We start from the raw sequence: 19,743 nt of genomic DNA on the forward strand, positions 1-19,743 counted from the left end.
CCTTCTATTGGTTCAGCGTCAGGCGCGGCGCTTGGCGAATGATCGGGGGAATGGCGCGGCCGAGCCCGGCCTCACGAGCCCGTCGGAAAATCTCGATGCCGAGCGACAGATCGGAAATGCCCATGCCCATCGCCTTGAAGACGGTCAGATCGGCATCGGCTGGCCGTACGCTGTCGCCAGCGACCAGCGCGGACAGCGGCTGAAGCCGCGCCCATTGCGCTTCGTCGTCGCCGAACGCGATCATGAATTCCTGGCTGAGCTTGCGCACTTGGGGAACGGAGTCCGCGCCGATGAGGGTGGCGCGTTCGAGCAGGGAGGGTTCGAACTCCACCCGCTCGGGCGTGATCGCGCCGACGGCGTTCAAGTGCACGCCGCGCGCCAGCATATCCCGCGTAATGACCGGCTCGCGCGCCCGCGTGACCAGAGTGACGATGTCTGAGGCGTCCAGCGCCTCGTCAAGCGTCTGGGTGGCGATCGCCTCGATGCCCAGCTTCTGCTCGACCTTGGCGGCAAGCGCCTCGCGATTGGCCGCCGTCGGACTCCACACGGTGACCCGGTCGAGCCGCCGGACCGCCGCAACTGCGGCGACCTGAGTAATGCTCTGCTTGCCGGCACCGATCATAGCCAGGCGCGATGCGTCGGGCCGGGCCATCACGTCGGTGCCCACACCGCTGATCCCGCCCGTGCGCATCTGGCCAAGCGCGAACGCTTCGATCAGCGCGACGAGCGCACCGGTGCCGGCGTCGAGCAACATCAACAGGGGCATCGCGCCTCCTGCCGTATGGGCCCATGTCTTCGCGCCGACGATGTTCCAGCCTTCGAACACCGCGCCGATCGCGTGCAGCGTAGAGCCGTTCGCCCAGGCGGCGTGGGTTTTCACCATGTTGCTTGCGCGGCCGGCGGCCTCTTCGCGAAGCCCGGCGCGCAAGGCGTCGATCGCCTCGGGCAACGCCATGACCGAGACGACCTCGGCCTCGGAGATCCAAATCCCCTGGGTCAAGTGCCGGCCTCGAATATCGACGGCACCGGCGGCGCCAGTTCCAGCCCGTTCACAATCATCGCGTGGGTGATGTAGCGGCCGACTAGGAACATGACGGCGATCGTCTGTTCCGGCCCGATCGCATCGATCAACGCTTCCCGCTCAGCGGAGACGCCCTGGCCGCTGCGCTCGACCATCGCGACGACGAAGCGCTGAACGGCACGCTCCGCGTCCGAAAGACAGGGGGCGTCCTGCGGCGAGAGCTGCTCGACCGCCGCCACCCATTCCTCGCCAAAGCCCAGTTTTTTTGCCAGCCGCTCGTGCTGGTGAAGTTCGTAGCGATTGTCGAACAGCTTTGCGACGGTCAGCGCACCGGTTTCGGTCAGCCGGTCCGGCAAGGCCTTCTTCAGCGCCTCGGTCATCTCCATGAACGGAGCCAGCACATCAGGCTGCACGCCGACGCATTTGAAGAACTCGCCCAGATAGCCGAGCCGATCGACCCGCGCGCGAAGCACGTCCTGAACGCGCGGCGCCAGCGCGTCGAATTCCATCCGTGCGATACGATTACTCAATTCGCCACTCTCCTCGTCGCGACGCGTAGTGTGAGAGATGGCACTATGAGTGAAATACATTATAAGACCGATGGTCATACCAAAGAGATATCACGATGGATCTGCGCCAAGTGCGATATGTGATAGCTGTCGCCGAGGAGTTGAACTTCACCCGGGCGGCGCAACGGTGCCACGTCTCGCAGCCCCCGCTCAGCCGGGCGATCCGCGAACTCGAGGACGAGATCGGCGCACGCCTGTTCGATCGTGACAAGCACCATGTCGCGCTCACGGCGGCGGGCACGGTATTCATAGCCGACGCACGCAAGGCTCTGGAAATCTTGGACGACGGATCGGAGCGCGCGCGCCGCGCCGCCGAGGGGCTGAGCGGGACCCTCAATATTGGCTTCGGCGGATCGACTGTCTACGCGCTGGTCCCTGCGCTGGTACGACGCTTCCGCGAAACCATCCCCGAAGTCGAGATCGTCTTTCACGCTATGTCGGTGCTTCACCAGATCGAGGCGCTGCGCTCGGGCGAGATAGATGTCGGCATCGTCCGGCTGCCGATTTTCGACGAACTGATCGAGACGCGCTTCGTCTACAGCGAGTCCCTGATCGTCGCGCTTCCGCTTGGCCATCCGCTGCTCGTTAACAGCGGCGCCATCGGAATTGACGCCCTCGATTCCAGTGGGTTCGTCGCCTATGAGCCGACGCGCGGCTTCAATGTCCATGCGGATCTGCACGCGCTTTGCCGTCTCGCCGGATTCGATCCGACGATCACGCACGAAGCGCCCACTACCGAGGCCGTGATAGGCATTGTTGCATGCGGCGAGGGCGTCGCGATAGTCCCGGCCTCGGCCGAGCGGCTGCGTATGCGGGGCGTGGCCTTTCGTCCGCTGCAGCCGCCGCCGCAGGCGCCGGGCCTTGCCGACGTCCGTTTCGGCCTCGCCTGGCGGCACAAGCAGGCGAGCGCGACGACGATGCAATTCGTGGAAACGGTGACCGCCGCGCTTCCCGCGATGGAGAAACGCGGCGGTCAAGGCGTCTGAGACGCTTGGAGCACGCCTCGGGAATGGCGACGCCTCTCCCGAAGGTGCCTCGGAACCGGGTCAAAAGTTGAAGCGGATCGTTCCCTTCACTTCTCGCGGCTTCTCAAGGATACCGTCGGTGCCGCTCGCGCTGACGCGAAGCGATTGATAGACGATTGCATTGGTGATGTTGGTCACGGCCAGGCTCAAGCTGAAGCTCTCACTGGGTGGCGTGAACGAAACCTGTGCATTGAGCAGCGAATAGGGCTTCTGCGAAAAATTGTTGGTGAAGTCGTAGTAGATTCGGTCGCTGTGGTAGAAGTTCAGGCGCGCGCCAAAGCGGCCCACTTCGTATTCGTGCGACCAATCTGCAGCGAGGTTCATGGCCGTTCGCGGCGCCTGCACGATGCGTTTACCCGACACGTCGGCGATGACCGCGGTGTTGCCGGTGGCGTTCGCATTGGGAGTAAATCCTTGGGCGAGCGGGAATTTCTCGTATTCGCCGTGAAGATACGAGAATTTGCCGGTGAAGTTCAGGTCGCGCGTCGGCATGAGGGTGAGTTCGAGCTCGCCGCCATAGATCTTGGCCGTCGCTGCATTCTGGAGGAGCACAAGGTTGGTGAACGGGTCGCGCGCGCTGACCTGCAGGTCCTTATAGTCGTAATGGAAGACCGACAAGTTCGTCCGCAGCCATCGAGCCGGATCGGCCTTGATACCGCCCTCAATGGAGGTGAGACTCTCGGGTCGGGTAGGCTTGGGCGAGGTGCCGACGCCGTTATAGACGCCGCTCTTGAACCCGGTGCCGTAGTTTAGATAAACGTTGGCGTCGGGGTCGAACTGCCAGCGCAACGCACCGCGGTAGGTAAACTTCTCGAAACGGCTTCGCTGTTGCGGAAACAGGGCCACGCCGTTCGAAGCTTGCTCGAACTTGCGCACCTCGGTGGTGTAGCGGCCGCCCGCCGTCAGAAACAGCGTGCTGGTCAGCGAATACGTGCCCTCAACGAAACCCGCGAGCGAGGACACGCGCACGTCGGGCGACGTGGTCGTCGTGGAAAGGGTCGGCAGCGTCGGCGGCGGCACGCGCGAAGGCGTCGTAGTCGGCACGGTGCCGTCGAGGTGGCTGGTATAGAAATAGGCGCCGGCCAGCCATTGCAACGGACCGGAACTGCTCGACAGAACGCGAATTTCCTGAGTGAAGCTTCGTTGGCGCGTGTTCACTTGGCCCAGCCCAAGATTGATGTTGGACGAATCCCGATCCTGCTGCTGGTAGATCTCGCCGTTCTGATACGACGTGGCGGTCTCGATCCCGACCGATCCAGTATCGAAGCGCGATTGCAAGGTGAGACCGAAGCGCTCCATGTTGAGCTGAGGCTCGTAGTTGTACGCAGCCTGCCATGGCCCGGTGGGGAGGATTACGCCCGGATAGGAGCGTGCGACCGTGTTGTTCTGGTAGAGTTGGTTGGCGTTGGAACCGCCATCACGCTTGGCATAGTCGCCAGTGAGTACGAACTGTGCACTTTCGCTGGGCCGAAACAACAGCTTGCTCCGCAGTGAGAAATAGGCATCCTCACCGTAGCCCAAGTCGCCCCGTACCAGATCGGTGACATAATTGTCTGTCTTCTTGTAGAGGCCGGCAAAATCGATCGCGATCTTGTCGGAAAGCCCGCCGGTTACATAGCCGCGCAGATCATAATCCCCAGCGCCGCGCAACACGCCCGCGCTTGCCGCGACATGGCCGCGGAAGTCGAAACTGGGATCAGGCGTGATGATGTTGATCAGGCCGCCGGTGGCGTTGCGGCCGAACAGCGTGCCCTGAGGACCGCGCAGCACTTCGACGCGCTGGATTTCGACCAAGTCGAGATTGGTGGTCCAGGGATCGGGCTGGTAAACGCCGTCGATATAGGTCGCGATGCTCGACTCGTCGCCGACCACGCCACCACTGCCGATCCCCCGGATCACCGGCTGATTCACGCCGGCGTTGCGGCTTCCGACCAGACCCGGAACGACTTGCGTCAGCTGGCGGGTCTCGAGCACGCCGCTCGACTGAAGCGCCTCGCCCGAGACCGCGGTGACCGTGACCGGAATCTTCTGCAGGCGTTCCTCGCGACGAGTGGCGGTCACCACGATATCGGCGATGCCATCCTCATTTGCCTGAGCATTAGGGCTTGGCGCAGCCGCATCCTGGTTTTCGGGGGCCGGCGTCGCAGGGCTTGCCGATGGGTCGGCGACAGCCGGCGAGGTTTGCGCCATCGCCGGCAAACTGATCGACCCGCACAGGACTGCGACAGATATCAACGTCTTCATATCACCCCTCCCAAATTTTCTATTATGAACATGTCCATTATATCAGAAAACCGGACGTGTCCATTAAATTTCGAGGCGCTGGAAACGGGCTGCCTGATTGCAGGCAGCCATCGGCCCGAAGCCAAGGAAGCTGGGTTCCATATGTTTCGTGATGTAATGATCAGACACTGCGTCACGAGCGTCGTTAATCGATCAGCAGTTGCCTGCTGTCCTCCGCCTACAACGGCCAATTATGTGACGGCCAGTTATGTGGATGATCGACGCGCAGTCCGCTGCGCTTATTCTCGGAAGCCGAGCGGCGGGACACCGGCAACACCCCAGACATCGCCCTTATGTTGCGGACCCCATATCTGAGGCTCGACCGGCGCGTTGGCATCAAATTGCTCCATTTCGCCGTAATATTCGATATAGTTGCCGGCGGGATCGGTATAATAGCTGAACACGTTGTTCCCCGGCCCGTGCCGTCCAACGCCCCACACGCAGTTCACGCCAAGCGAACGCAATCGCGCAAAATTTCGCATTACATTGTCCAGCGAGCCGACGTCATAGGCCACATGCTGAAGTCCGGTCCGGCCTTCCCGGCTCTTCATTAACGCGAGCGAATGATGATCGGCGTTGCAGCGCAGGAACGACATGCCTGCATTTGTCCGATCGGTGACTTGGAAACCCAGCGTCGCATAGAAGCGCTCCGCCGCGTCCTGGTCAGGTGTCCATAGGACGATATGTCCGATGCGGTTCGGCGCGAGAACCGCTGGCGGTTTCACAAGTTCGGATGCATCCGGCTGTGGAGCCACGAGCCAGACCTGACGCCCGTCGGAATCCTGCACGGCGATTGCCGCTTGGTCGCTGCGGAACAGACCCTGTTCCGCAACCGGCTGCGGAGAGAAGCCGGCGGCAGCGAGCTGCGTAGCAATCGCTTCAAGTTCTTCCGTGGAGGCGACCTGAAAGGCAAGGTGCGCGATTTGTGGCGATCCCTCGGCGAGTACCAGATCATCGTGGTCTTCTCCCCCGCTTCGAAACCCAGCGAAATCCAGGTCGGAGCCACGATCCTCCAACAGCCAGACATCACGATAGAAACGTCGCGCCTCGCCAAGGTCGGGTACGCGCAACGCCAGCCGGTGAATGCCTTGAACTCGCCGTGCCCGCTCCTGCATCGTCATTCTTTCTTTCTTTAGCTGCGCCTGTCCGCACGTCGCCGGAAGCGTCGGCTAAGCTGATAACCCACCCGCCATCCTTAGCGAAATTACAGGTACATGTCCATTTTTTGCACGTAGCGGCGCACAGGGCAAGGTTGGGGGTTCGCGTAGCGAGACGCGCGGACGGAACCGGCATCGCCTGGATGCGAACAGGTTTTGCAGCACAAATGCGGTCGATTGCATTTTCGGGGGAGGTCATGATCCGATCATACACCGACATATTCTTCGGTTTTTTGCGCGGCTTCCGATCGATGATCCCGTCCGACTGAATGTCCTAGACGTTCTGGCGGCTTCCGCGGGTGCGCCGCCGGCGCGGTGTTTCGGGATCCCCAACGGCGCCCGACCGGTCACCTCCCGACTTGGGATTCAGCGCACTAACCCGCGCTTGTGGAACCAAACCCATGATCTGGAGCCGGATAAGACGCCGCAGATAAGCGATGCCCTCCTCCGCGACCGGATTGTCTCCGCCGATCCACCATCGCGCCGTCGCCGAGAAGATTAGGAAGAAGTGCTGCGCGACGATTTCGGTCGTTTCGGGGGGGCGAATCTCGCCACGATTGATCGCGTCTTCGACGATGAACTCCAACTGCCGGGCGATGGAGCGGCGGGTTCGCGTGTATTCCTCCCCATGCATTCCGCCGGAATAATAGTTGATCTGAAGGAAGATACGGGCAAGTCGGGGATTGCCTGCCCAGTCCCGATAGAAGGGCGTGAAGAAGGTTAGTATCCGTTCCTCAAGCAGGATTTCGCGCGAACGCGTAAGGTCGATCGCGGTCTCCATCGTGCTCACGGTGATTTCGTTGAAGACCAGCAATGTGAGATCGCGCTTGTCCGCCGCGTAGAGCGACAACGTTCCCAGCGCGACATGCGCCTCGCGTGCCACATCACGCAGAGTCGTTGCGTCATAGCCATACTCGGAGAACAGCTTGAGCGCGGCCAGCCTGATACGCTCACGCTTCTCTGCCTTGTTCCGTTCCCGAACGCGCACCACCATCCGGCCCCCTGTCGCCTGCATGGTTCGCGTTACCACACCTTTTGCGCGGTTTCGACCACGGGAAAATTGCTGGTGCCAACGGGTTCCGAACTGAAGGCAACGATCACCCCTCGGACTGAGCGCGCGCCTTTTCCTCGCGACGGCGCGTGGCATGGACGAACGCGGCGGCGACAAGCGCAGCAAGCAGCGGACTGAGCGCGAGACCCGCATAGATGCGCGATGCGCTCATACCGCCCGCGAGAACCACGCCGACCAGCAACGGCGAGATCACCTGGCCGAAGCGCGCAGCTGAGGTCGCCCAACCGATTCCTGTAGAGCGCACCCGAACCGGAAACAGCTGCGCTGCCAGCGCCTGCGCTCCGGACGCGCCTATTCCTATAAATGCGCCAACTAGACTGGCCACGATAATCGTGACCGCGAAATTGCCCGCGGTAAAGCCAAGGCACCAGATGGATAGCGCATCGAAGAACAACGCCGGTACGATCGTGCGCAACGCGCCGAAGCGGTCAACCAACCAGCCCGCGATCAGCATGGCGGCAACACAGCCAATATTGAACGCCGCTTGCGAAAATGCGGCCTGTGATATCGAGAAGCCGCTATCTGCAAGGATCGAGGGAAACCACACGACCATGATCTTGGTGGTCGCGGATACGAAAAGGTTGAGCAGGCAAAGTAAGACCGTGAGCGGTGCTAGCCCTCCCTCGAAAACCGACCAAAGAGACTGACGAGGTCGAGGCTGGGACGAGACCGCGGCCGGCGATACACCCGCAGCAGCGGGATCCAGCCCCAGCTTCATGAGCAGGCGGTCGAGTCGTTCGCGGTGGGTGCCCGCTTCAATCAGAAAGCGAGGCGATTCCGGCAGGAGCAACAGGATGAGCGCAATCACGAGAGCGCCGAGCGCTGCGCCCATGTAAAGAACAAGGCGCCAGTCGTGCTGCTGGAGAATCACCGCGGCCATCACGCCGCCCAGAGCAGCCCCGGCCGGATAGCCGGCGTAAACGACCGAGACCATCGTTCCGCGCAGCCGGGTGGGCGCATATTCCGACGTCAATGCCAGCGCCGACGCGAAAACTCCGGCAAGCCCGATGCCCGCCAGAAACCGAGTGGCGAGCAGAAGCCCGAATGAAGGAACGAGCGCCGTCAGCAGGGTGAAGACCGTCATCGTCGAGACACTGAGGATGATCGCCGGCCTGCGCCCGAAGCGATCGCCGAACGGTCCGAATGCCAGTGCTCCGATGGTGGCGCCTACTTGGGTCAGCGAAAAGATGAGGCCCATCGCTGCCGTGCTCAAGCCGAGCTCGGCGCTCATCAGGGGGGCCACGACCCCGATCGACTGATTGTCGATCCCGTCGAGCATCGTCACCAGCGCGCACAGCACGAATACGCGAATTTGGATCGCCCGCAGGCGGCCCTGGTCGAGCGCGGCTATTGCCGAATGTTCGGTACCGGAAGGGACTCCGCCAGGCATGATCATCTTCTCCGCGCGGAAAATACTTGTTCGCGTCTGCTCCCGTTGGAATCAGCTCGATTTGTGTGCTGCGGATTCGAACGACAGGACGATGCGGCGCTCCTGAATTCGCCAGATCCGATCCGGCCCACGCCGATAGATATCGTGCGCGTCGGCCAGCGCGATCGGCTCGGCGGGTGACAGCTCCGGCCCGTTGGAACGGAATAGGAGGATGAAGCAGAGGCCGCGCGCCTGATCGGGTCCGTCCTCCCAGAAGCGGAAGTTGGTGCAGACGTGACGGACGCGGCGATTCTTCGCCGCCGCGCGCTCGCGGCCATAGGCATTGATCGCTTCGGGTCCATCGCAATCGAAGTTGGGGGCAAGCAAGCGCCCGTCCTCGGTATAGAGCTCGGCCAGATTTTCGGAGCAGTTCATGTCGAGCCGATAGGCGTGCTCTGTGATCAGCGTCTCGAGTTCGGCGCGCAGCGCCGCGTCTTTGATGGGGACGCCGATCGTCACGATACCGCCTCCGCCGCTGCGGCCGCGCGACCGCCGGCGAATTCGTCCCGAAGCTGGTTCCAGCGCCGCCCGGCCTCACGCGAGGCCTCGGCATAGTCGGCGGGGAAGATATCATATGGCGGGCGGATGGGGCCGGGGTCGCAATAGCCTGCCTCCGCGATCCGTGTCTTTTCCATCTGGGTGTTATAGCTGGCGAACAGTTCCGGATTGCCGAGCATTGGGGCCAGCGACGCGATGCTCCATGCGATTCGTTCGTCAATATGCCGGGTCCGATCGGCATCGCCGGCCAGAATCGCGTCGATTAGCGCACGTGACGGCTCCGGCCCCATAGCGGCCGCAGTCGCCCAGCAGGAAGTGGTCGCGGCCGGCGAGATCGCCTGGAACTTGGCGGCGACCATGTCGCTCGGCATGAAGTGGATGCGGCCTTCGGTCGCGGCGATATTCTCGGCCAGGTTGGTCGGCTGGGACGATTTCACCGAGGTTACCGTCGGCGCTTCCTTCGCGATCCGCGCCCAGAACTCGGTGGGAAAGGAGAAGCGGAAGGCGCGCGCATTGGCATAGGCCATCACCGCGAGATCGGGAAACGCCTGCCCGACCTCGGCATAGAAGCGGACGGCCATATCGACAGTGCAAGGCTGCCACATCGGCAAGCCAAGCAAGGTACCGTCGGCACCCTGTTCGCGTGCGAACGCTAGCCGTTTATAGGCTTCGTGCCCCCCCATCGCGGTCGCCCCAACGAACAGCGGAATGCGCTTGCCGACAGTCTGCGCGACGGTGGCGACGAAGCTGCGATAGTCCTCGTTCGATATGGTCGCGCATTCGCCCGTGGTGCCCAGTACGATCAGGCCGTTCGCCCCATCATCGATCAGCGCGCGAACCAACCGCTCGGTTTCGTCCAGCGCCACGGTGTCGGTGGCGTCGATCGCCTGTGCACCGGCGCGCGCCGGCGTCGGGATGATCGCGTAAAGTCCCTTGAAATCCTGCGCCTGCATCATGACTGCTCTCCTCAATCCCTAACCGGTACTTGGTGCGACATGCCGACCTCGCGCCCTTCGCGCGCGGACCGCAGAATCGCCTCGCTTACTTCCATTGTCGCTCGCCCCCAGGCGCCGTCGTGCAGGATTGGGCGCAGCCCGGCGAAGGCGTCGTACATCTCGTCGATGACGCCGCTCTTGTCCGGAAAGACGCGCGGCGGGTCGAGCGGATGCTCGACCGCGCCCCGCCTGCCATAATGTGTGATACCACGTGCCGACTGCCGTAGATCGCCGTCAGGGCCGCTAACGATCATTATGCCGAAATGGGGGTGGTTCCATTCGTCCTGGGGGGGGACGGCGAGGCGCCGGTCGCCGCCGAAGCCGCCCGCCGCCTTGGCCGCGACTTCGGAGCCGGTGCCCGCGATAACCTCCAGCGCCATGCGCGATGCCGCGTGCCGGTCAGGCTGCTTGGACTCGCCAAGCTCGCCAATCCAATAATGGAACTCGTCGGTGTCGAAATAGTCGTAGCCGCTGTACACGAGCGATGCGGCGCTGCCGTTCTCGAATTGAAGGAAGGTGACGTGTGCACCTTCGGTCGGTCGGGCGGGATCGAGCGTCCACGCCATCGAACGTACGCTGCGGACCATGCCGCCCCCGAGCAGGCGCGCCACGTCTACCTGATGCGGAACCTGGTTGTAGATGATGCCGCCGCCCGCGTCGGTGCGCAATTCCTCAGGCCGACGGGGACGGTAGAGGAAATTGCCGTAGTTCCACGAATTGATCATCGAAACCGGCCCGATCACGCCTTCGCGGATCAAAGCGCGCATCTTGAGGATTGGCGCGTCGAAGGCATGCGTATGGCCGACGAGCAAGTGGACGCCGTTCGCTTCCGCAACCGCGATGATGTCGCCGCATTCTTCCAGCGTAAGCGCCATCGGCTTCTCGATGATGATGTGCTTTCCCGCACGCGCCGCCAACGCGGCATGATCGCGGTGCATCTGATGGGGCGTGGCGACATAGACCGCGTCCACCTCCGGATCGGCGCACAGCGCCTCGGCCGTGACATGCGTACGCGCACCGAACTCGACGGCGAAGGCGTGGCGCGCCTCCTCCCGCGGGTCGGCGGCGGCGGTGATCGCGACATGCGGATGGCTGAGAAAGCTCGGCATCATTTGTTTGGCGGCGCCGCCCAGGCCGATGATTCCCAGCCGCATCGTCGGCATCGCCCGATCGCTCACAGGCGAATTCCGGCACTTGCCTGGACGTTGGGTGCGAAGAGTTCGTCGATCTCCACACGGCGTGGCGCCAGCCCCTGCTCGTGGAGGAAGGCGCACAGCGCCTCGATCGTGGGACGGTTGGGCTCGATGCCATAGGGCCAGAAATCGTCGCCGAAGATATCGCGGATCGAGCGAACATATTGCCCGATCCACGGCAACGAGATGGGCAGCGGCTCGTCGATCGACAGCTCGGCGAGGCTGTTCGCCTTGCTCTGTTCGAACGCCTGCTGGAGGCTCACCGCGACCCAGGGATCGCGTTCCCACACGTCGCGGCGGATCACGACGGTGTGCATGATCGGGAAGACGCGGGTCTTGGCGAAATAGGCGCGCTCGACGCCGGGCACGTCGGCAAAGAGATAGCGGATCCGCGGATCCCCGGCGAGCAGCGCCGGTGGCGCCTGCGGTGCGATCAGCGCGTCGATGGCGCCGTCCGCGAGCATATCATTCAGCGCCCGCTGCTCCTCATGCTCGATCGTGACACCGTCGATTCGCACTTCGGTGAGCGGGCGGCGGCCCGCTGTTTGGAGTCCGCCGGTGATCCAATGAATGTCGCCCGGTTGGACCCCATATTCGTGCATCAGCACGCCCCGCGCCCAGACGGCTGCGGTCATCGAATATTCGGGCACGCCCACGCGCCGTCCCTTCAGATCGGCGGGCGCGGCGATGCCGGCGGCCGCGTTCACATAGATCGCGCCGTGGCGGAACGTGCGCGAAGGAAAGACCGGGATTGCGACGAACGGGGCGTCGCCCTGTGCGACACGCAGAACATAGGTCGAGAACGACATCTCGCCGCAGGCGAATTCGCCGCGCAGCACCCGGTTGAATGCCTGCACAGGCGACATCGGGATGAAGTGCAGGTCAATCCCCTCCGGTACGACCGTGCCGTGATAGAGAGCGCGGACTCGGTCAGAGAGGTGACCCGCGTAGCTCAGCGAGAGTTTTGCCACGCGCCGCCTCAGAGAAAGATCGAGAGCGATTCGAGGCCGAGCACCGTGGCATCGAGGATAGCGGTGCGTCTGATGAGCCGCGTCGCGTTACCGCAGATCCGGATTTCGTCGAACCGTTCGGCCGTGAGAATCTGCGGATGCGCCGCGTCACCACGATGGCAGAACACGACCAGGTTGCTGCGCGCCGCTACCCGCGCCGGGTCGCTGCCATGCGGCGTCACGCGAATGTTGGAGACCATGCGCCGCGTACGCGTCGCCGGGCTTTCCGACCAGGCATAGCGCGAGCGAAGTCGCTTCACGCGCATTTCGATCGAGGCATGATCCTCTTTCAAATAGAAGGCGGTGTCGCTGATGCCGGTGCCGTCCCAGTTCTCGCGGCCGGTCCGGACCGGCGCCGAATAGTCGATCGCCGGGTCGAGCAGCTCGAACCATTCGGCGAAGCGGCGGTCATCGAGATACTCGGCTTCCCTGTTGAGGAATTCCTCGCAAGCCTGCTGCAAGGCAAAGTCGACCCGCTGGCCGGCAGACCCAGCCGCGATATGGGCGGTCGCCGCTTCAGTCATGATCGCCGGTCTCGACCTTGGTGTTGGTCATGCGTTCGTACCAGGTCTTATGGAACGTCCTCAGGCCGCCCTCGCCCGCATTGGTCGAGTTGGCGACGCCTGGTCCGACCCAGTCCGTCAGCGGTTTGCTGGTGCTCATGTCCCCCATTCCCATCTGATAGTTGAAACGCACCTTGTTGAGCTCGGCGAACACAGTGCCGGCGGTGCGGGTGACGCCCGGCCACACCGCGACATCGTCCTGCTCGAAGCTGCCCGAGGGGCTAAAACTGCTCATTCCCACCTGATAGGCACGGCGCTTATACTCGGGAGAGGCCTCTCTCGGTGCCAGCACCCAGTTCCAGATTTCCATCTGGCCCGGCCCCTTGGGCTGCCATACGCGCAGTGTGAGAAACCCTGCCTGCGGCTTTTGCGGGCTGTCGCTCAGGCCGATATGGAGGAAGGAGAAATTGGGGAACAAGGTGCCGTTGTGCAGCAGCGATCGCTTGGCCAGATCGAACTGGTCCTGGCTAAGCACGCCGGTATGGAAATGACGGGTCACCTCTTCCGGGTAGGAGATGAACGGTGCCTCGCCGGGGAGCTGACGGATGCTGATCGCATGGCCGCTGCAATCATGGACATGGAGGCCGGTTCCCTCCTTGGGCGCCCCGGCAGCGACGCTGTCGATGATGCCGGCTTCCAGCACCGATCGGTGGGTCATCTGAGTATGCGAGCTGTCGCCGCAGAAATTCTCCGCGCCCTGCTTCCAGTTCGCGTCGACCAGCCAGCGATGCGGCTCTCCCAGCACTTCCATCCCGCCGTCGGACAGTGCGAACTGGATGTCGAAATACCATTTGTAATCGCCGAGATACTCTTCGAACGGCGCGGCATCCGGGTCGAGATTGGCGAAGATCAATCCCATGTAATTGGTGACGTGCGGCGCTGCGAACAGGCCCCATTCCTTGAGGGCCAGCGACGCATATCCCTGGCTGCGAACCGGGACGCCAATCAACTCGCCGCTGTTGCGATACGCCCAGCCATGGAACGGACAGACGAAACCCTTGGTATTGCCCGCCTGCACCCGGCACACCTGCGCACCACGGTGGCGGCACGCATTGAGCAATACGCGCAACTCGCCCTGTTCGTCGCGGATCAGGATGAAGGGATCCTCGCCGATGTTGCGGGTGACGAAATCCCCCCGGTTCGGGATCTCGGTTTCATGCCCGACATACACCCAGCATTTCGCGAAGATGCGCCGCAACTCGAGTTCGTAGATTTCGCGATCGTGGAAGATCGCCGCCGGCAACAGCCCTTGGCGCAGATCGTCCACCATGCCTTCGATCGAAGCGGGAACGGCAAAGGCTTCCTCGGCCATACTAGTCCTCTCTATCGGCGACCCGCGGGCCGGCTTGTCATAAACGAACACGTCACAGATCCGACCTCAGCCGACAACCGAGCCGCCTCACTCTTAAATGGACATGTCCATTAAATTGGCCGATGTCAAGGCGGATATGCGGGGCCATTCCCCCGCTTTCGAACCGTTTCCGGGGCATCTGCGGCGCTCGCGGACATGAAATCGGGGGCGCGAAAGAGGAGGACGGCCGCATGGGACGAGGAACGGATTTGAACAACGGTGACTGCATCGGCACCCGCGATGGGCTGGCGAAATCTTCGCGCTGCGCGGTCGCCAGCCTGGCCGCCACAATCTTCCTGTCGTCGCTGGGCGGCAGCGTGTCGAACGTCGGCCTGCCAACGCTGTCGCGCGCGTTTGCGATCGGTTTTTCCCAGGCGCAGTGGATCGTGCTTGCCTATTTCCTCGCGGTCATCAGCCTGATCGTCAATGCCGGCGGACTCGCAGACAGCCTGGGCCGCCAGCGGCTGCTGCTCGCCGGTCTGGCACTGTTCGGCCTGGGCTCGATCGGCGCGGGCGCGGCGTGGAGCTTCTGGTTCCTGATCGCGGCGCGGGCGCTGCAAGGCGTGGGCGGCGCGATCATGCTGGTGCTGGCGTTCGCGCTGATTTGCGACATCGTGCGCCCTGAACGACTTGGCAGTGCGCTGGGCTTGCTGGCCGCGATGTCGGGCTTGGGGACAGCGGCGGGTCCCTCGCTGGGCGGGTTCCTGATCGCGGGCTTCGGCTGGCGCGCGTTGTTTTTCGTCAACGTGCCGATCTGCATCGCGATTGCCTGGATGGTCCACCGAACGGTGCCGCGAACCCGCCATGCCACGGCGGGGCCGTGGCGGCCGGACTGGACCGGCACCTTCCTGCTCGTCGGGGCGCTGTGTGCCTATTGCTACGCAGCCACGCCCGAAAGCGGCCGCTTCGCCGCCGGCAATCTGGTCGCGCTGGCGCTTGCGGTTGCGGGCGCGGCGGTGTTCGTGCTGGTCGAGCGGCGCGCTGCCAATCCGTTGCTGCGGCCGGAGATGTTCCGCGATCCTTCCCTATGCGGCAATCTGGCGATGAGCGTGATCGGCTCGACCGTGATCATGGCGACGCTGGTCGTCGGCCCCTTCTATCTGGTCGAGGGTCTGCACATGACACCCGCCCAGGCGGGGCTGGCGCTTTCGGTCGGGCCGGTCATCTCGGTCATCGCTGGCGTACCGATCGGTCGACTGGTGGACCGGCTGGGTATCTCCGCGATGAGCATGTCCGGGCTGGTGATCATGGGAGTGGGAACGACGGCGCTGGCGTTTGGCGAGGGGATCGTCGGCCTGCCGCGCTTCATCGGCTCGCTGATCGTGGTGATGGGCGGCTATGGCGTGTTTCAGATCTCCAACAACGCCGCGGTGATGGCGAAATCCTCTTCTGCAACGCGCGGCACCTTCGCCGGACTGATGAACCTGTCGCGCAATATCGGATTGGTCACCGGCGCGTCGGTGATGGCCTCGATCTTTTCCGCCACCGCGCACGATGGAGCTCCGGGCGGACTCGCCGCGGCGCACGGACTCAGGGCCACCTTCGCGACAGCCGCCGGCATGGCTGCCCTCGCAGTGGCAATCGGGCTATCGAGCGGCGCGGTCCCGATCTTGCGCCGCAACGCAAAACGCGGCGGCTGACGGCAAATTTCGGGCCGCGCCATCCGAAAGGTTGACGCGATCGTCCAGCGCCCTAGAAATGGACACGTCCATTAAATTTGAACAACTGCATAACCAGAAAGCTGGAGAGACCTAATGAACCCGGTGACGACGGCGTCGCACATGTTGATCGGTGGCGATCTGGTGGCGAGCGAAAGCGGCGACTGGATCGATTCGATCGACCCCGCGACCGAAGAAGTGATCGGGCGCATTCCTGCCGGCAACGCACGCGATGTGGCCCGTGCGGTGGAGGCGGCGGATCGTGCGTGGGCGGCGTGGAACGGTATCGGCGTCGCCGCGCGTGCCGAGGCGCTTCGCGCGTTCGGGCGTAAGATCCTGGAGCGTGCCGACGAACTGCTCGAGGTCGAGGTCCGCGACACCGGCAACACGATCGCACCGATGCGCGGCGACGTGCGCACCGGCGTGGAAGGAATCAACTATTATGCCGGCCTGGCTTATGAGCTGAAGGGCGAAACGATTCCCGCGACGCCGGGCAATCTCCACTTCACGGTGCGCGAGCCCTATGGCGTGGTGGCTCGCATTGTCCCCTTCAACCATCCGGTGATGTTCTCCACTGCGCGCACCGCGGCGGCGCTGATGGCCGGCAATTCGGTAGTGGTGAAGCCGCCCGAGACGAGCTCGCTCTCCGCGCTGATCCTGTCTGAGATCGCGCGCGAGGCATTGCCGCCGGGCGTGTTCAACATCGTCACCGGCACTGGTGCTGGCGCAGGCGCGCCGCTGGTGCGCCATCCCGGTGTCAAGCGCATCGCGTTCATCGGATCGGTCGAGACCGGCATGGCCATTCAGCGCATGGCGGCGGAGAGCGCGGTCAAGCACGTCACGCTGGAGCTTGGCGGAAAGAACCCGCTGATCGCCTTTCCCGACGTGGATCCGGCAACCGTGATCGACGCGGCGATCGCCGGCATGAACTTCTCGTGGCAGGGCCAGTCGTGCGGATCGACCAGCAGGCTGCTGCTCCACGAATCGATCCACGACGAAGTCGTTGCCGGGCTCGTCGAACGCATCCGCGCGATACGGGTGGGCGACCCGATGGATCCGGCCAGCCAGATGGGCGCGATCAATTCAAAAAACCAACATGACAAGGTTCTGCGCCATATTGCCGCCGCGCGCGAGGATGGTGCCCGACTGCTAGCCGGCGGCGGCCGGCCTGATGGAGAGCAATTCCGCAAAGGTTTCTGGATCCAGCCGACGCTGTTCGGCGATGTCGAGCAATCGATGCGGATCGCCCGGCAGGAGGTCTTCGGCCCGGTTCTATCGGTGATGAAATGGTCGACGCTCGACCAGGCGATCGCGATCGCCAACGCGACCGACCTCGGCCTGACCGCGTCGATCTATGCTAACAATATCGACGACGCTTTTGCCGCCGCGCGCAGGGTGCGCTCGGGATATGTGTGGATCAACAGCGTCGGACCGCATTACCCGGCCATGCCCTATGGCGGGATGAAGAACAGCGGAACCGGACGCGAGGAAGGGATCGAGGAGATGCTGAGCTACACCGAGCAAAAAGCCTATAATCTGGCCATGCGAAAATAAGCCGCAACCTGGAGCACGAAGTCGGCGGGGTACTGAGCGGCTGACCGCGATGGCCTCCCAAGCCTTGATCACGCTCGGCAGACTCGGCGCCGCGCGTTGAGCACATGAACCGACACGCCCGTCGCGCCGACGGATGCCCCTTGGCGCTCGGCCCTCCGAACATATGGATCGGCAGATCCCGTGCCTTCGCGTCGCTGGTCGAAGCGGCCGGTGACCGCTTCGAGGAAGCACTGGAGATCGTCGAGGATTATCTGCGGCCCGTTGCCGATCTCGACACCTTCGCCTTCCGGATGACCAAGGACGGTGCCGACGGCAAGAATCACAGCGGACGCTTCCCTGCGGCTGCGCTACGCATGCTCGACAAGCTGGGCGGCCCGGATCGGCAGACGGCACCGTGGAATATCGGCGAGCTGCTTGAGACCGTCGCGACAGCGCGTCCCCGGCAACACCTCCCGCCTGGGCGTTTTTAAGCATACCGGTCAAGGGAGCGCTTTGCGCCTTCACTCACAGACCCGCAAAAATCACTGGTGACGGTTTCTCCAAGTCACTTCTTCAATCACCGGCTGAATCGCTTTTGACAACTTTCGAAGCCAGACCGCCTCATTCGCTACGCGCTCGGGGTCTGCCTCGATCGACCATGCGCGGCGTTCAGGGGACCAGGAATATCCCGCCCCCTTGAGCACGTCCTTATGCTCGAAAAGCGCCCGAGTGGCATAAAGGCGATGCGTGATGCGTCGTGCGTTGCCAATCATATGCGCCGCTATCGAACGCCCATCCCCCGTGTGAGAGGCGAGCAAGCAGGTTGTTGCCCACACATCGGCAGCGGCCCGGTGAGCGTCTGGCAGGTAGAATCCAGCTTGTGTCAGAAGGCTCGCAACGCTGCGACCGCCGCTCCAGCCAAGCTCCGGCCAGTCGATGTCCCTCATTGAGCATGCCCATGGCAAGCGCGCGAATGCGGGAAAGCGCTGGGTGACGAAAGCGTGGTCGAATTTCGCATGATGCGCCACGACCACATCGACACCGCGAAGCGCCTGCATGATCTCGGTCTCGGCAAACCATTTGCCGATAAGCATGTCCGAAGTGATGTGGGTCAGCCGCTCGATCTCGACCGACAGATCCTCGGCCGGATCTTCCAGCCAAGACTGCGGCGGCGTCACATCGACGACGTCCCCGCCCTCAAGATCGATCGACAAGGTGCCGATCGCGAGTTCGATCATCTTGTCGCGCTCGGGGTCGAGCCCTGTGGTTTCGCAATCCAGGATTGCGCATTTGATCACGCTGTCCGGCACCGGCATCGAGCGGCACCAGATTTCGTCGGGCTTGGGCAGGCGACGGAGCACGCGGTAATCGCCGATCTGTTCAAGCCGACGGGCAAGCCGCTCGCCGCGGCGATTTGGGTTGAGGTGATAGAAGGGCATAAGCAGTTCCTCGAAAATGCGAACGCCCGCCGCCTGGACAGGCGACGGGCGTAAGAACGGTTGGATGGATCGAGCGTCAGGTGCGGGTAGCGGGACGCAGTCCGATCAGTTGGAGCCAGGCATCCTCGGCGGCCCGCGTCTGGTCCGCATTGGCAAACCATTGCCAATGCCGAGCTCCGCGCCGCCCATTGTCACGCCAGAACCGCGCGGTTGCCAGCAGATGGACGTGCGGGGTTCCGACCGGCGCACCGCCCGCATCCCGCCGGAAATGGATCGCCCAATCGACGATCATCCCTTTGTCGGTCAGGTGCTTGTAGACGTAGTTCTCGACCAGCCAGGTCCAGCGCGCGGGATCGTCGGCGGATGGAAGATCGGCCACGATGTGCGTCGCGGCGACCGCCTGCGGACCCTCCCGCGCGGCCGCCTCATCGGCATCTCGCCACAACGCATCGCCGTTTCTGAGGTGCGGCGGCAGCTTCAGCGGGTGGCAGCGGCCTGCCGCCAGCAGATCGCCGCGATCGACATAGCTATCCGGCACCTTGCCAAATCTGTCGCTGCCGCTGATGCGGTTGATATACAACCAGGATGCCGTCGCCGTGTAATGCGTGGAATACGGTCCTTCGGTCGAGCGGCTTTCGCGCCCGGCGGCACAGACGGGCCTTGCATTGAATGGCGGGCGGAGACGCGAGCGCGCGCCCTCTTCCGCCCCGCGAACGCGGAGCTTGGTGACGGTATCAGACATCGGAGTTTTCCTTGACGAATGCCGCGTTGCGGCGGTTCGCGCGCCGCAGCCGCAACGCGCGGAGCCGTCAGGCTCGGTTCTCATGCATCACTGCATTTTCCCCTCTGCCTTCTGGCTCATCCTTCACTTCATCTGTCTGACCTTGCTCAGGTTGCGCGGCGCCGCCCGCGCTTTTCCGACGTGGGCTGAAAGTGATCCGGACGTT

Annotated in this window: 18 protein-coding genes; 4 read left to right on the top strand and 14 right to left on the bottom strand. The window is 63.4% G+C overall.

Annotation, left to right across the window (positions count from 1 at the left end; translation table 11 throughout):
• Nucleotides 1-4: 4 nt before the first annotated feature.
• Both KYX69_RS02660 and KYX69_RS02665 read right to left on the bottom strand, forming a co-directional pair.
• Nucleotides 5-1,000 (bottom strand): ornithine cyclodeaminase family protein, encoded by a 996-nt coding sequence (locus KYX69_RS02660; protein ID WP_082134886.1) that lies wholly within the window; start codon nt 998-1,000, stop codon nt 5-7.
• On the bottom strand, nt 997-1,551 hold the full coding sequence (locus KYX69_RS02665) for a carboxymuconolactone decarboxylase family protein (protein WP_300493364.1): 555 nt from the start codon (nt 1,549-1,551) through the stop codon (nt 997-999). The genes KYX69_RS02660 and KYX69_RS02665 overlap by 4 nt, the downstream gene beginning before the upstream one ends.
• 95 nt (nt 1,552-1,646) lie before the next feature.
• Between KYX69_RS02665 and KYX69_RS02670 the strand changes: the two genes are divergently transcribed.
• A complete protein-coding gene (locus KYX69_RS02670) occupies nt 1,647-2,576 on the top strand; it encodes a LysR substrate-binding domain-containing protein (RefSeq protein ID WP_300493365.1) in 930 nt (309 codons plus the stop codon).
• A gap of 60 nt (nt 2,577-2,636) precedes the next feature.
• Here the strand turns inward: KYX69_RS02670 and KYX69_RS02675 are convergent, their stop codons facing one another.
• The 10 genes from KYX69_RS02675 to KYX69_RS02720 all read right to left on the bottom strand — a co-directional run bounded on the left by KYX69_RS02675 (nt 2,637) and on the right by KYX69_RS02720 (nt 14,127).
• A complete protein-coding gene (locus tag KYX69_RS02675) occupies nt 2,637-4,859 on the bottom strand; it encodes a TonB-dependent receptor (protein WP_300493366.1) in 2,223 nt (740 codons plus the stop codon).
• A gap of 278 nt (nt 4,860-5,137) precedes the next feature.
• The gene (locus KYX69_RS02680) at nt 5,138-6,019 is read right to left on the bottom strand and encodes a VOC family protein (RefSeq protein ID WP_300493369.1); all 882 of its coding nucleotides are present in this window, start codon (nt 6,017-6,019) and stop codon (nt 5,138-5,140) included.
• Nucleotides 6,020-6,329: 310 nt separating this feature from the next.
• Nucleotides 6,330-7,049 carry a TetR/AcrR family transcriptional regulator gene (locus KYX69_RS02685; protein WP_300493372.1) on the bottom strand — a complete coding sequence of 240 codons (720 nt, stop codon included), beginning with the start codon at nt 7,047-7,049 and terminating at the stop codon, nt 6,330-6,332.
• A 103-nt stretch (nt 7,050-7,152) separates the two neighbouring features.
• Nucleotides 7,153-8,523, bottom strand: coding sequence for an MFS transporter (locus KYX69_RS02690; protein WP_300493375.1), 1,371 nt, complete (start codon nt 8,521-8,523; stop codon nt 7,153-7,155).
• A gap of 45 nt (nt 8,524-8,568) precedes the next feature.
• On the bottom strand, nt 8,569-9,015 hold the full coding sequence (locus KYX69_RS02695) for a nuclear transport factor 2 family protein (protein WP_053059108.1): 447 nt from the start codon (nt 9,013-9,015) through the stop codon (nt 8,569-8,571).
• A complete protein-coding gene (locus KYX69_RS02700) occupies nt 9,012-10,010 on the bottom strand; it encodes a dihydrodipicolinate synthase family protein (RefSeq protein ID WP_300493381.1) in 999 nt (332 codons plus the stop codon). Before KYX69_RS02700 ends, KYX69_RS02695 begins: the two co-directional genes overlap by 4 nt.
• Nucleotides 10,011-10,021: 11 nt before the next feature.
• Entirely contained in the window at nt 10,022-11,227 is a 1,206-nt protein-coding gene (locus tag KYX69_RS02705) for a Gfo/Idh/MocA family oxidoreductase (protein WP_300493384.1), read from the bottom strand.
• A complete protein-coding gene (locus KYX69_RS02710) occupies nt 11,224-12,213 on the bottom strand; it encodes an ABC transporter substrate-binding protein (protein ID WP_300493386.1) in 990 nt (329 codons plus the stop codon). Before KYX69_RS02710 ends, KYX69_RS02705 begins: the two co-directional genes overlap by 4 nt.
• An 8-nt stretch (nt 12,214-12,221) precedes the next feature.
• Entirely contained in the window at nt 12,222-12,776 is a 555-nt protein-coding gene (locus KYX69_RS02715) for an aromatic-ring-hydroxylating dioxygenase subunit beta (protein ID WP_300493389.1), read from the bottom strand.
• A complete protein-coding gene (locus KYX69_RS02720; protein WP_300493392.1) occupies nt 12,769-14,127 on the bottom strand; it encodes an aromatic ring-hydroxylating dioxygenase subunit alpha in 1,359 nt (452 codons plus the stop codon). Before KYX69_RS02720 ends, KYX69_RS02715 begins: the two co-directional genes overlap by 8 nt.
• Nucleotides 14,128-14,357: 230 nt before the next feature.
• Between KYX69_RS02720 and KYX69_RS02725 the strand changes: the two genes are divergently transcribed.
• From KYX69_RS02725 to KYX69_RS02735, 3 genes are all read left to right on the top strand, one after another.
• Nucleotides 14,358-15,806 carry an MFS transporter gene (locus KYX69_RS02725; protein ID WP_300493394.1) on the top strand — a complete coding sequence of 483 codons (1,449 nt, stop codon included), beginning with the start codon at nt 14,358-14,360 and terminating at the stop codon, nt 15,804-15,806.
• A 114-nt stretch (nt 15,807-15,920) separates the two neighbouring features.
• Nucleotides 15,921-17,378, top strand: a complete 1,458-nt coding sequence (locus KYX69_RS02730; RefSeq protein ID WP_300493398.1) for an aldehyde dehydrogenase family protein — start codon at nt 15,921-15,923, stop codon at nt 17,376-17,378.
• Nucleotides 17,379-17,518: 140 nt separating this feature from the next.
• Nucleotides 17,519-17,848, top strand: coding sequence for a hypothetical protein (locus tag KYX69_RS02735; protein ID WP_300493400.1), 330 nt, complete (start codon nt 17,519-17,521; stop codon nt 17,846-17,848).
• A 51-nt stretch (nt 17,849-17,899) separates the two neighbouring features.
• Here KYX69_RS02735 and KYX69_RS02740 read toward each other — a convergent pair whose 3' ends face one another.
• Nucleotides 17,900-18,796 carry a 3'-5' exonuclease gene (locus tag KYX69_RS02740; RefSeq protein WP_300493402.1) on the bottom strand — a complete coding sequence of 299 codons (897 nt, stop codon included), beginning with the start codon at nt 18,794-18,796 and terminating at the stop codon, nt 17,900-17,902.
• Nucleotides 18,797-18,872: 76 nt separating this feature from the next.
• Nucleotides 18,873-19,538, bottom strand: coding sequence for a MobA/MobL family protein (locus KYX69_RS02745; protein ID WP_300493403.1), 666 nt, complete (start codon nt 19,536-19,538; stop codon nt 18,873-18,875).
• Between the last annotated feature and the right edge of the window lie 205 nt (nt 19,539-19,743).

Source organism: Sphingomonas sp. (genome assembly GCF_030145815.1).
Taxonomy (GTDB): Bacteria; Pseudomonadota; Alphaproteobacteria; order Sphingomonadales; family Sphingomonadaceae; genus Sphingomonas.

Coding starts and splice junctions, on each gene's coding strand:
- KYX69_RS02715 (WP_300493389.1), bottom strand. CDS start 12,776: ATGACTGAAGCGGCGACCGCCCATATCGCGGCTGGGTCTGCCGGCCAG.
- KYX69_RS02745 (WP_300493403.1), bottom strand. CDS start 19,538: ATGTCTGATACCGTCACCAAGCTCCGCGTTCGCGGGGCGGAAGAGGGC.
- KYX69_RS02685 (WP_300493372.1), bottom strand. CDS start 7,049: ATGGTGGTGCGCGTTCGGGAACGGAACAAGGCAGAGAAGCGTGAGCGT.
- KYX69_RS02740 (WP_300493402.1), bottom strand. CDS start 18,796: ATGCCCTTCTATCACCTCAACCCAAATCGCCGCGGCGAGCGGCTTGCC.
- KYX69_RS02720 (WP_300493392.1), bottom strand. CDS start 14,127: ATGGCCGAGGAAGCCTTTGCCGTTCCCGCTTCGATCGAAGGCATGGTG.
- KYX69_RS02730 (WP_300493398.1), top strand. CDS start 15,921: ATGAACCCGGTGACGACGGCGTCGCACATGTTGATCGGTGGCGATCTG.
- KYX69_RS02680 (WP_300493369.1), bottom strand. CDS start 6,019: ATGACGATGCAGGAGCGGGCACGGCGAGTTCAAGGCATTCACCGGCTG.
- KYX69_RS02700 (WP_300493381.1), bottom strand. CDS start 10,010: ATGATGCAGGCGCAGGATTTCAAGGGACTTTACGCGATCATCCCGACG.
- KYX69_RS02725 (WP_300493394.1), top strand. CDS start 14,358: ATGGGACGAGGAACGGATTTGAACAACGGTGACTGCATCGGCACCCGC.
- KYX69_RS02690 (WP_300493375.1), bottom strand. CDS start 8,523: ATGATCATGCCTGGCGGAGTCCCTTCCGGTACCGAACATTCGGCAATA.
- KYX69_RS02675 (WP_300493366.1), bottom strand. CDS start 4,859: ATGAAGACGTTGATATCTGTCGCAGTCCTGTGCGGGTCGATCAGTTTG.
- KYX69_RS02670 (WP_300493365.1), top strand. CDS start 1,647: ATGGATCTGCGCCAAGTGCGATATGTGATAGCTGTCGCCGAGGAGTTG.